Source organism: Corallococcus llansteffanensis (assembly GCF_003612055.1).
GTDB classification, from domain to species: Bacteria; Myxococcota; Myxococcia; order Myxococcales; family Myxococcaceae; genus Corallococcus; species Corallococcus llansteffanensis.
The window spans coordinates 37,659-49,320 of sequence record NZ_RAWB01000009.1; the positions used below are offsets into that span (position 1 = coordinate 37,659).

8 protein-coding genes are annotated in these 11,662 nt (G+C 71.3%); all 8 read right to left on the reverse strand.

Going from position 1 to position 11,662, the window contains the following annotated elements; all coding sequences use genetic code 11:
- Positions 1-44: 44 nt before the first annotated feature.
- The gene (locus D7V93_RS01820) at positions 45-1,997 is read right to left on the reverse strand and encodes a DUF1302 domain-containing protein (RefSeq protein ID WP_120641685.1); all 1,953 of its coding nucleotides are present in this window, start codon (positions 1,995-1,997) and stop codon (positions 45-47) included.
- A 38-nt stretch (positions 1,998-2,035) separates the two neighbouring features.
- Complete coding sequence (locus tag D7V93_RS01825; RefSeq protein ID WP_120641686.1) at positions 2,036-2,854, reverse strand: outer membrane lipoprotein-sorting protein; 819 nt, start codon at positions 2,852-2,854, stop codon at positions 2,036-2,038.
- A 94-nt stretch (positions 2,855-2,948) separates the two neighbouring features.
- Positions 2,949-5,348: an efflux RND transporter permease subunit gene (locus tag D7V93_RS01830; RefSeq protein WP_147451004.1), complete on the reverse strand. Its 2,400-nt coding sequence runs from the start codon at positions 5,346-5,348 to the stop codon at positions 2,949-2,951.
- 48 nt (positions 5,349-5,396) lie between these two features.
- Entirely contained in the window at positions 5,397-6,599 is a 1,203-nt protein-coding gene (locus tag D7V93_RS01835; protein ID WP_244237056.1) for a c-type cytochrome, read from the reverse strand.
- A gap of 56 nt (positions 6,600-6,655) precedes the next feature.
- On the reverse strand, positions 6,656-7,060 hold the full coding sequence (locus D7V93_RS01840; protein WP_120641689.1) for a nuclear transport factor 2 family protein: 405 nt from the start codon (positions 7,058-7,060) through the stop codon (positions 6,656-6,658).
- Positions 7,057-9,108 carry an aminotransferase class I/II-fold pyridoxal phosphate-dependent enzyme gene (locus D7V93_RS01845; protein WP_120641690.1) on the reverse strand — a complete coding sequence of 684 codons (2,052 nt, stop codon included), beginning with the start codon at positions 9,106-9,108 and terminating at the stop codon, positions 7,057-7,059. The genes D7V93_RS01840 and D7V93_RS01845 overlap by 4 nt, the downstream gene beginning before the upstream one ends.
- Positions 9,109-9,170: 62 nt before the next feature.
- Positions 9,171-10,931, reverse strand: coding sequence for an acyl-CoA dehydrogenase family protein (locus tag D7V93_RS01850; protein ID WP_158623620.1), 1,761 nt, complete (start codon positions 10,929-10,931; stop codon positions 9,171-9,173).
- A 34-nt stretch (positions 10,932-10,965) separates the two neighbouring features.
- On the reverse strand, positions 10,966-11,662 hold a 697-nt coding region (locus D7V93_RS01855), incomplete at its 5' end, for an AMP-binding protein (RefSeq protein WP_147451005.1).

Here is an 11,662-nt window from a genome sequence, read left to right on the forward strand (position 1 = left end):
CGGCCTTCCTGCCGGGCGCGGCGGTGCGAGCGCCCGGCGGTGGCCTAGAAGGACGCTTCGAGCAGGCCTTCCACGCGGGAGTTGTCGCGGTAGCTGCCGAAGAAGCTGTTCTTGTCCCCCCGGAGGATGGCGCCGCCCACGCGGGCGCGCAGCACGTCCGAGAAGCTGAACTCCACCTCCGGCAGCACGAGGACGTCATACCGGTTGAGCGCGGTGGCGGCCGTCAGCATCGCGGTCCACCGCCGCCCGGCCTGCCACTCCACCCGGCCCCACAGCGCGCGCTCCAGCGGGTAGCGCAGGCGGCGCACGAAGTCGTCGCGCAGCGGTGCGCCCACGCCTCGCGTCTGCGCGAACTCCAGGAAGAAGCGCAGCTGGTGGTCGCCGAGGAACTCGGGCGTCTGGTAGTCGCCGCCCAGCACGTAGGACAGGAAGCGGTCCTCCGGCTCCTCCGGACGGGTGCGCAGGGTGTGGATGAGGGCGGCCTCGGCCGCGACGCGCAGGCCGCCAAAGGTCCGCTCCACGTCCAGCGTGGTGACGCGCTGACGGCGGTACGACAGCGCCAGCGTGACGTCCGCGGACGTGGGCGGATCCGCGACCTGCACGGAGCTCGTCAGCGTGGGCAGGTGGTCAATCAGGTACGCCTGGCCCAGCGACACGTCCGTGCCCGCGAGCGAGAAGGCCAGCCGCCCTGCGAGCTGGGCGTTCTTCGGGGTGGGCGACCCCATGGACTCGCTGCGCACCTGGTAGCGCAGGGGAATGGGCGAAGGGCCTCCGCCCACCGAGCCCACCACCCACGGCGAGCTGCTCTGGAGCGTGCCGTCGTCCGCCACGCCGGTGAAGGACGGCAGGAGGTGCGCTTCCGGCACGGGCAGGTAGTAGACCTCCGCGAGGAACGACTCCAGCACCAGCCCCGCGCGCGCCATCCAGGCACCGCGCTTCTCCGTGCGCAGCACGTCGCGGTAGTCCACCGGGTTGAGCACGTCCGTGGGGTTCGTCAGCGTCGCGGAGCCCCACGTCACCAACTGGCGGCCCGCCGTCAGTCGCAGGTGGTCGCCCTTGAGGGTGACGAACAGCTCGTCCACGTCGAAGCGGTCGCGGCTGCTGTCCGCGAAGTCGCGGCGCGCCACCAGCGTGCCCGCGGCATGGCCCGCGCCGAAGGTCACTTCGCTCTTGAGCGACAGGTCCACGCTCTGCCGCCCCACCGTCTTGCCCTCCGCGGGCGACACCGGGACGAAGAAGCTCTGCACGCGCAGCTTGCCGCTCAACCCCAGCCCCTTCACCCCCAGCGTCTCGGTGGGGGCGGAGGTCGGCGTTGGCGTGGACGGCTCTTCCGTCACCGGCGTGAAGCCCGACACCTCACCCCAGGCCGGATCTTCGGACAGCGCGGGGGAGGCGGGCTCCTGCGAGGCCTCCAAGGACGGTGCGGGCTCCGCGGCCGAGGCCACGGGCTCCCCGGAGGACGGCGACACGGCCTCGGGCGGAGCCGTGTTGCTGGACGCCTCCACCGTGGGCTTCTGCTCCAGCGCCGCGGCGGGCTCCGGCGTCGGTGGCGTCGCGCTCGTCACGGTCGGCGCGGACACGGCGGGCGGCGCCACGAAGACGAGCGACTGGACGGCCCGCCCCTTGAGGCGGGCCGTGAGGCCCCGCTTCGCGTACACCAGTGCGCCGCCCTTGACGCGCACCCAGCAGGGCGCGGGCTCCGACGGGGTGGCGCAGGCGGGCCCGTACTCGCGCTCCAGCCGCTGCTGCGTCCAGCCCACGGGCTGCACCTGGAGGCGGCGCACGTGCTGCGCCTCCAGGGTGACCTCCAGCGAGCGGGCGCCTTCCGGGGCGCGCTTGCCCACGAAGCGCTGCACCTCGCCGTGGCGGGTCTTCCACCGCGACGACGGCGGCCCCAGCCGCGAGCGCAGCGCTTCCGCGTCCAGGCCGGGCGTCACCTCCGCCCAGCCCGCCGCGAGCGCGGTCGGCGTCCACAGGCCGAGGAGCAGCGCTCCCACGGCCCCCCATGCGCCCGCGAGCCGACGGCGTCCCAAGCTCACGGCCCCGCGAGCGCGTGACGGCTGAAGGTGTCCGCGGGCAGCGTGGGATTCACCTGCCGCGAGTCCACCGTGACGACCGTGCGGTGCTTGCGCTTCAAGTCGACGATGGTCATCACGTCCGTGCGCCACGCCGTGTCGCTGACCTTCGTGAGCTTCGAGCCCTCCAGCGACTTCACCGGCTGCAGCTGCTTGTCGAAGTAGCGCATGCGGACCTGCATCAGGTTGTCCTTGCGCAGCCACACCTGCACCTTGCCGTAGGGGGAGTCCTTGGCCACCGACTCGCGCGCGGGCTTGCCCTCCACCACGTGGCAGTCCGCGCCGCCCAGCTTCTCCGTGCCGGTGAGCGTGTACGCGAAGTCATCCACGTCCCGCTGCTTCAGGTCCTCGTACCAGAGGTCGGAGTTGACGAAGCGGTCCTTGAGGTCCGACGCGCCCAGCTGGCGCGTCTTGCGGAACGCGGGCAGGTACAGCCACTGCTCGGCCTCCGGCTCGCCCACCGGGTCCACCGACAGGAGGGTGGTGCCCTTCACGTCCGCGGGCGCGTCGAAGCGCATCCGCAGCTTCTCCGCCCCATCCGCGTCCGTCTGGTAGAGCGACTCCAGGGACAGCTTGCGCGGCGTGCCGCCCTGCTCCTCCAGCGACAGCGTGATGTGCAGCTGTTCGGACTTGAGCCGGTGCAGCTTGTCGCTCTTGCGCATCAGGTCCTGGGCGCTGTCCGCCGCGGCCCCGATACCCGGGGTCCCCAGCACGAGCGCCAGCGCGCTTCCAAGGAGCAGGCGGCGCGTGGCCGTGCCCCGGTTTTGCGACCGTTCCATGGTGAGTCCTCCGGATTGCGGAATGGAAACCGCGAGTTGCTGCGTCAGACGCGCGAGGAGGCCGCGAATTCCAGGGTCCGCGGCAGGATCGCTCTCAGGCACCGGTCCCGGGCAGCGACGGCACCGTGTCCCCCGCCGGGTGGCTGGCAGGGGTGCGGACCGGAACGCCCAGCCGCGTGCGGGTGGCGGCCAGCAGCGGCGGCAGCACCAGCATCTCCGACACCATGCCCAGCAGGATGGCCAGCGCCGTGAGCAGGCCGAACCAGGACACCAGCGGGAACTGCGAGAGCATCAGCACGCCGAAGCCCATGGTGAAGACGAGCGTGGAGATGGACACGCCCGCGCCCTTCACGAGCATCGTCTCGCGCAGCGCGCGCTCCCGGTCGTCGTGCTCCGCGAGCCGCGAGCGGAAGTACTCCAGGAAGTGGATGGTGTCGTCCACCACGATGCCCAGCGCGATGGAGGCGATCATCGACGTGGCCTCGTTGAGCGGCACGCCGATCCACCCCATCACGCCCAGGATGACGATGACGGGCCAGATGTTGGACGGGATGCTGAAGAGGCCCGCGCGCACCGAGCGCAGCACGATGAAGATGGGCCCGAAGATGAGGATGAACGCCAGCCCCAGGCTGCCCATCTGGCTCTGCACCAGCCGGTCGATGGTGTTCACGAGCATCCGGTTGTCGCCCGTGGCCACCGCCGCGTAGCCGTCCGACGCCGGGAAGTGCTTCACGAGGTACGCGTCCACCTGGTCGAAGATGACGTTCTGCTTCGCGACGCTGTGCTCGTTGTAGCGCACCACCACGCGCGCCCAGCCGCGCGACGGGTCCAGGTACTCCGCGAAGCTGTCGTCGCCGTTGAGCAGCAAGAGCTGCGCGGTCTGCTCGCGCGTCTCCGGCAGCCGGTACTCCTTCGGATCATCCCCGAAGAAGCCGCGGTGCATCAGCTTGATGTAGTCCGCGGGCGACGTGACGACCTTCGCGTTGAGGTCCTTGCGCAGGAACTCCTCCAGCGCCTCCACGCGCTGGAGCGCCTCCGGCTCCAGGAAGTGCCCCTCCTTGTCGTGCTTGAGGGAGATGACGAGCGCGCTGGCGCCGCCCAGGCGGTTGTCCACCAGCTCCGTGGCCGCGCGCACCGGCGTCGCGTGCCCCAGGTTCTCCTGGAGGTTGGAGTCCGTGTAGATGCGCGGGATGCCCGCGGCGCCCAGCACCAGCAGGACGATGCTGACCATGAGGATGGGCAGCGGACGGCGCTGCACCGCGGCCGTGTAGCGGCCCACCCACTTCGTGAAGAAGGGCGACACGCCCAGGCTGCCGGGCGCCACCCAGAAGGACGGCGGCTTCCACAGCGCCGCCAGCGTCACCATGGTCATCGTGGTCAGGAAGACGGCCACGATGGCGAGCGCGGACGTGATGCCGAAGTCGCGCAGCGCCGGCATGTTGCTCACCGCGATGGAGCCGAAGCCGATGATGGTGGTGAACTCACACATCGTCGCGGGGATGAGCAGCTCCGCCAGCGTGGACTCCACGACCTCCCGGCCGCCCTGCTCCTTCGCGTGGTGCGCCAGCTCCGACAGGAAGTGGATGAGCAGCGCCGTGGACAGCACCAGCACCACCGGCGCGACGATGACGGACCAGTTCGTCATCGAGCGGCCCAAAAGCGGGAACATGGCCAGGCCCGCCACCAGCGCCACCATCATGTTGACGAACGCCAGCACCGCGCCCGCGAGCCGGCGGAGGCACACGAGCAGCAGCACGAACATGGAGACCATCAGCGCCGGGATGAAGACGTTCAGGTCGCGCTGCATGAACGCGCCCAGCTCCGCGAGGATGGTGGGCGTCCCCGTCACGTAGAAGGCCTTCACGCCGCCGGTGGCCTTCGCCTTCTCCACCAGGGCCTGCACCTTCGCCACGGTGGCGGTGTTGTCGTCGTCCGACAGGTCCGGGATGAGCCGCACCACGACCATGGCCAGCTTGGGGTCCTGCGGCGACAGCAGCCCTTCGGAGATGAGCGGGTTGAAGAGGGCCCGCTCACGGATGTGCGCGAGCGCCGCCGCGTCCTGCGGCACCGGCTGCGGCACGAGCGGCTCCGCGCGGAAGCTCAGGTCCGCGCCCACCACGTCCTTCACGTGCGTGAGGCTGTCCACGCGCGCGACGGGGCGGACCTCCGCGCCGTCCGGGTGCTTGATGGTGAGCCCCTGCAGGTCCTCCGACAGCCCGTACACCGTCTCCAGCGCGGGCCGCGAGAAGACGTCATCCGCCTCGTAGGCGAGCACGATGAGGTTGTCGCCCACGAAGCGTTCAACCACGGTGTCCAGCACCCGCTGCTCCGGCAACGTGCGGTCCGTCAGCGCCTCGAAGCCGGCCTGCATCTTCAGGCGCGGCAGGGCGCTGGCGCTCACCGCGATGATGGCCAACAAGACGAAGAGCAGCGTCTTGGGGTGTGTCACCATCCACGCGGCGACGCGTTCGACTCGACTGCGGGGGGTCATCATGGGGGAGTCCAGAGCAGGGGGGCCGCGTTATACCAGAACGTCCTGGATCTAGGGGATCAGGGCGGCCTGCTCTTGCACCCAGCCGGCGAGCGAGAGGGCCTGCGTTTCGTCCAGCAGCTCGCTGTAGGTGGGCATCTGCGTGCCGGGCGCGATGGACTCCGGGTTGCGGATCCACTTCGCCACTTCCACCGTGGGCTTCGCGCGCGACTGCTTGAGCATGGCGCGGAACTTGGCGCCCTCCTGGTGGCACACCGCGCAGCCCAGGCTGGTGAAGAGCTGCTCGGGGGTGCCCTGCGCGGCCTTCACGCGCGGGACGCTGCCCTGGGGAATCTCATGGTCGATGGCGGGCAGGCTTTCGAAGAAGCGGAAGAGCGCCTCCGCCTCCACGTCGTCCATGCCGCGGAAGCGGCGCATGGGCGGGCGCATCACGTACCCATTGGGCGTGATGCCTTCACGCATGGCGCGGGTGAACTGCGGCTGCGTCCATCCCTTGAGCCCCGTTTCGTGGGGGGTGAGGTTGCTGGAGTAGACGACGCTCGTGGGGGTCTCCGAGTACTTGAAGCCGCCGGAGAAGGCCTTGTCGCCGTCCACCTTCGACGGGTTGAGGCCCGGCGTGTGGCAGCCCGCGCACTCATAGACGTTGTGCGCCAGGTAGCGGCCGTACTCCACCGTCGCGCCCCTGGGGGGCGCCTTCAGGCCGGACGCGGGACGGTCGAGCGGCACCTTGCCCAGCATCACCGCCATCACGACCTTGCCCAGCGGGCCCGTCTCCGACTTCGGCTGCGCCTGCGGATCCGCGGCGAAGAGCGCGTCGTCGGAGCGCATGAAGCCCATCACCGCGGACAGGTCCGCGTCATCCAGGCCGTAGTGGCCCATGATGAGGACGCGCCGGCCGTCGCGCTTGATGCCGTAGCGGATGGCGCGCGCCAGCTCCCCGTCGCTCATCGCGCCGATGCCCGCCTCGCGGTGCGCGGTGATGTTGGCCGAGTAGAACTTCCCGAGGAACGACGGCACGCCCTTCATGGCGCCGCCCGTCACCCGGCCGCTGCTGTCCTGCCGGTGGCAGTCCTCGCAGACGGCGCGGAAGATGGCGCGCCCGTGCTCGACCTGGGTCGGGTCGGTGGCGGCGACCAGCGGCGGCAGCGGCGCGTCCACGACCTCGGACACCTTCGAGCCGCCCCAGAAGCCCATGCCCACCACCGCCAGCAGCAGCAGCGCCAGGAGTGCGCCCAGCGTCTTCAGAACCTTCATCGCCAAGGGAGACCTTCCTCTTTCATCGGGCAGCATGCCCACGCGGGGGTGTCGTCTTATCCCAGGTCGCGCTGGAACGCGTAGGCGTCGTCCAGCAGCAACGAGGACTCCAGGATGTGGCCTTCACGGACCCGGGTCATCAAGCAACCCCCCAGCTCCACCGGGGCACGGCCGGGCGACGCAGGGGCCGTCACCCGGAAGCGTGCGTAGACATGCTCGGGGCCCGGGACGACGTGGGCCACCTCCAGGCGAGCGCCCCGGGCGGAGAGCAGCGCCGCGAAGTCGCGCACGAAGCGCCCCACGTGCTCCGGGCCCCGGTGCTCGCCCGCCAGGGGCACGTCGCCCCGGAAGCGGAACACGGAGGCCTCGTCCAGGTAGCCGGAGAGCGTGGCGGCATCCGCGCCCGCCAGCGCCTCCAGGCTGCGGCGGGCGACCTCCACCTGCGACTGGAGCGCGTTCATCGCGTTCCTCCGACGGCCGCCTCGTGCGCTTCGATGAAGCGCGCGCCCTGGGTGACGAACTCGTCGAAGGCGCGCTGGTTGTCGACGAACCAGTGGGCCTCCACCACCTTGCCGTCCTTGAGGGTGAGCACCTCGCAGATGTCCGCCGACAGGCGCAGGTCCGTGCCCGGCAGGTGCGCGGTGTTGCTCCAGTAGAGGACCGCGTGGTTCGCGTCCGCGAGCAGCTCCTTGAGCCGCACGTTGAGCGTGCCCACCGTGTAGCGGAACGCGTTGACGAAGAAGTCCAGCACCGCGTCCTTGCCCTTGTGCGCGCCCGCGAGCGGGCTGCGGCCCGGGAAGTGGTAGACGACGTCCGGGGCGAGCTGCCGCGACAGCGCCGGCAGGTCCAACGTCACGAAGCCGTCGAAGCCCTCGCGCGCGAGCGTCATGTTGGGGTGCTCGTCCGGCGAGGCCTTGAGCGTCATCACCTCGAAGCTGCCGGAGAAGTCGCGCTTGAGCCGCGAAAGCTCCCGGGCCACGGTCTCGAGCGTGTGGCGGATCTGCTCTTCGGTGTGAAGCGAGGAGATGAAGAAGCGCAGCCGCGCGCCGTCGTTGGCCACCGCGGGGTAGATCATGGGCGCCACGTTGATGCCCTGGTCCATCAGGATGCCCGACAGGCGGATGGCCTGGAGCGTGTCCCCCACGATGACCGGCACCACGCCGGAGCCGGCCGACGTGCCGGTGTCCAGCCCGTACTCCCGCGCGAGCGACAGGAAGAGCTTCACGCGTTCGTGCAGCCGCGTCACCCGCTCCGGCTCGCGCTGCATGACCTGGATGGCCGCGAGCGCCGCCGCCGCGTTCGACGGGGGCATGCCCACGCTGTAGATGAAGCCCGGCGACGTGTAGCGCAGGTACTCCACCAGCTTGCGCGAGCCCGCGATGTAGCCGCCGCAGCTCGCCAGCGACTTGCTGAGCGTGCCCATCCACAGGTCCACGTCCCGGCCATCCACGCCGAAGTGCTCCCCCACCCCGCGCCCCGTCTTGCCGAGCACGCCCAGCGAGTGCGCCTCGTCCACCATCAGGAAGGCGCGGTGGCGCTTCTTCAGGGCCACGAGCGCGGCCAGGTCCGGCACGTCGCCGTCCGCGCTGTACACGCCCTCCACGACGATGAGCACGTTGGCGTGGTCCCCGCGCCGGCGCGTCAAGAGCGCGTCCAGCCCCGCCAGGTCCTGATGCCGGAACGGCAGCCGCGTGGCGCCGGACAGCTCCGCGCCCCCCAGCACGCTGTCGTGGATGAGCTCGTCGTAGACGATGAGGTCCTGCGGGCCGAACATGTGCCCCAGCGTCGTCACGTTGGTGGCGTGGCCGCCCACGTAGACGAGCGCGTCCTCCGCGCCCACCAGCTTCGCGAGCGCCGCCTCCAGCTCCACGTGCACCGGCCGCTCGCCGGAGATGAGGCGGCTGGCCGACACGGACGTGCCATAGCGGTCGATGGCGTCCTTCGCCGCCGCCGACACGTCCGGGTGGCCGGACAGGCCCAGGTAGTTGTAGCTGGCGAAGTTGACGACCTCGCGCTGGCCGATAATGGCGCGGTCGCCGTTGATGCCCTCGCACCGGCGGAAGTACGGGTTGCCCACGCCCGGCACGTCCAAGAGCCGCAGGCGCCGGCTGTTGTTCTTCACGTCGTCGTCGTCCGCGAAGCTGGGGGCCGCGCTCGTCGTCTGCGGCTCCACGCGCACGCGGTTGGTCATGACGTTGGCGCTGCCCTGCGCCGCCGCCTGGCCCAGGTGCTGGGCGAGCTGCGAGATGGTGGGGTAGTCCCACACGAGCGTGCTCGCGAGCCGGCGCTCCAGCAGGTCCTCCAGGTCGCCCGACAGCGTCACCGCCTCCACGGAGTCCAGGCCATAGCGCGTGAGCGGCACCTTGACGTCGATCTCCTGGGCCGAGCGCTGCATCAGCGTCGCGATGCGCTGGACGAGCCAGCTCTCGATCTGCTGCGCGCTTCCCCCGGGCCGGAGCTCGGGGGTGGCGCCATCCTGGGCGGAAACGGAAGTGTCTTGGGCGTTCACGGTGCGTCCCTCGGGGGAAAGGAACTGCGGGGGTGCTGCAGGGGGAGAAACAGGCTGCCCGGTCAGGCCACCTGGAGAGGCTGAAGGGAGAAGAGCTGGCGCGCGTCGTGGCGGCGGACGAGCTCGGAGGTCAGGGAGTCATAGAGGCCCGGCGGCGGCTCGGGGGCGTCCAGCGACCCGGCCTCGCGCAGCAGGCGCGACAGGGCCAGGATGAGCCAGGCCCCCGCTTCGAAGAAGCCACCCTGCGTCCGGGCGTTGCGCACCCACAGGTGCAGGCAGGACGCGGCGCTGAAGAGCACCGCGTAGCGCCGCGCCAGGTCGAAGAGCTCCGGCGACGTGGCGAAGGCCCGCCCGGCGCGCGTCGCCAGCTGGAGCACCGCCTGCGCGTGCGCGCCCTGCTCCTTGATGAGGCACCGCGCCAGCGCCAGCAGCACGCCCCGGTGGGACTCGTCCAGGTGCCCCACCTGGCCCTCCAGTCGCTGCACGGCGTCCGGCAGCCCCAGGAAGACCTCGTCGGGGCCGCGCGCCACCAGGTCCAGGCGCTGCGGATCCAGGGGCGGCACGCGCTGGGACAGCGTGAACAGGTTCTCCAGCCGCGCGTCCAGGTCCGGCACGCCGGTGCCCTTCAGGGTGCCCTGGCAGAGCGCGCGGAGCTGGAGCCCCAGCGAGTGCAGGTTCACCGGCGCGCTGCCGTCGAAGATGCCGATGAGCAGGTTGTCCCGGTAGAAGCGCTGGAAGGCGCCCCAGTCGTGCCGGTCCCGCATGTAGAAGCGCGCGCCCTGCACGGCGGTGAGCCGCTGGAAGGCCCGCTCCGACAGCGACGGCACGAAGTACTTCGCGATGGCGGACCAGGCCGCGAAGCGCTCGGGGGCCACGTGCACGCCGCGCAGGACGGTCTGCGCCACCGCGTCGGCGACGAGCCCGTCCAGGAACGAATCCGCGCACGCGCGCGACACGCTGGGGATGGCGAACACCGTGTCGCCGTAGAGCCTGCGGCCGCGCGCCAGGTTCAGCGTGGTGCGAAGCCCCGTGTCCGCCGCGCCCAGCGCCAGGCCGGAGCACAGCGCGCGCGTGATGTGCAGCGCCTTGAGCGCCAGCTCCAGGCCGCCGCCCTCCGGTCCCAGCCGGTCGTCGTCGCGCGCGAGGCAGTCCGTGAAGCGCACGCCGCTGATGTCACAGCCGCGCACGCCCACCGTGGGCACGCGCGGGAGCGGCGCGTGGGTGCCGGGCTCCAGCTGCGCCTTGTCCAGCATGAACAGCGACAGGCCCCGGGGGCCGCCCAAAGGGTCGGTGCGCGCGAGCACCATGTAGCCCTCGCCCCGGGTGGCGCGGTTGATGGGCCACTTCTCACCGGTGATGCGGTAGCCCCCCGCGACGCGACGCGCCGTCGTCGCGCCCGACAACAAATCCGCGCCGTGCGCCTCCTCCGAGTACGCGAGGCACGGGCTGTGGCCCGCGCGCAGGAACGCCGCCTGCCGCCGCTTCTGCGCGTCGGTGCCGCCCAGCCACGTGAGCGTGGACCAGGCCAGCGTGCTGGAGGACACCGTCACCGTCAGGTCCCGCCGCGCGAGCAGGCGCGCGAGCAGCAGGAGCTGCTCGTAGGACTCGAAGCGCCCCCCGTACTCCGTGGGGATGTAGAACTCCGGGAGCCCCAGCGCGTGCAGCGACTGGATGGCCTCCTGGGGGAAGCGCTCCTCCTCGTCCAGCCGCGCGCCGCGCGCCAGCGACAGGGGGCTCTCCTCGTCCCACGGGCTGCCCAGCCTGCGCTCCAGCTCTTCCGCCCATTGCTGCGTGGAGGGGGGTGGAATGGGATGGCTCGGCACGGGGTGGCTCCTCCGGGCTGCGTGGGGCTGACGGTCAGCCGCCGGTCGCGGTGTCGTCCGCGTACAGCGCCGAGATGCGTTCGGCGTACGCGGCATGGATGGAATTGCGCAGCGGTTTGCCGGTGGCCGTGAGCTGGCCGTTGGCCGGGGTGAAGGGCGCGTCCGCGCGCACCCAGCGCGACACCCGGGCGTAGTCCGGCAGCGTCGGGTTCACGGCCGCCAGCACCCGGTCCACGTCCGCGTCCGCCGCGCCGGGCACCGGGAAGATGACCGCGGTGTTGAAGGGCTTCGCCTCACCGAAGACGACCACCTGACCGATGACGCGGTCCGTGGACACCTCGCGCTCCACCCACTCCGGCGACACGTTCCGGCCGAAGGCGGTGATGAAGATGTTCTTCTTGCGCCCGGTGATGTGCAGGTAGCCGTCCGCGTCCAGCTGGGCCAGGTCCCCGGTGGCGTACATTCCGCCCTCGATGCCGGAGACGACGTCGCCGGTGTAGCCGGAGAAGAGGCTCGCGCCGCCCAGGAGCAGCTCGCCGTCCGGCGCGAACTGCACCCGTACGTGCGGCAGCACCTTGCCCGCGCTCCCGGGCCGATTGCCCGACGGCGAGTTGAGCGTCACCACGGACGCCATCTCCGTCAGCCCATAGCCTTCGAAGGCCGGCAGCCCCACGCGGTGCGCGCGCTCCACGAGCCCCGCGGACACCGCCGCGCCACCCACGCCGATGAAG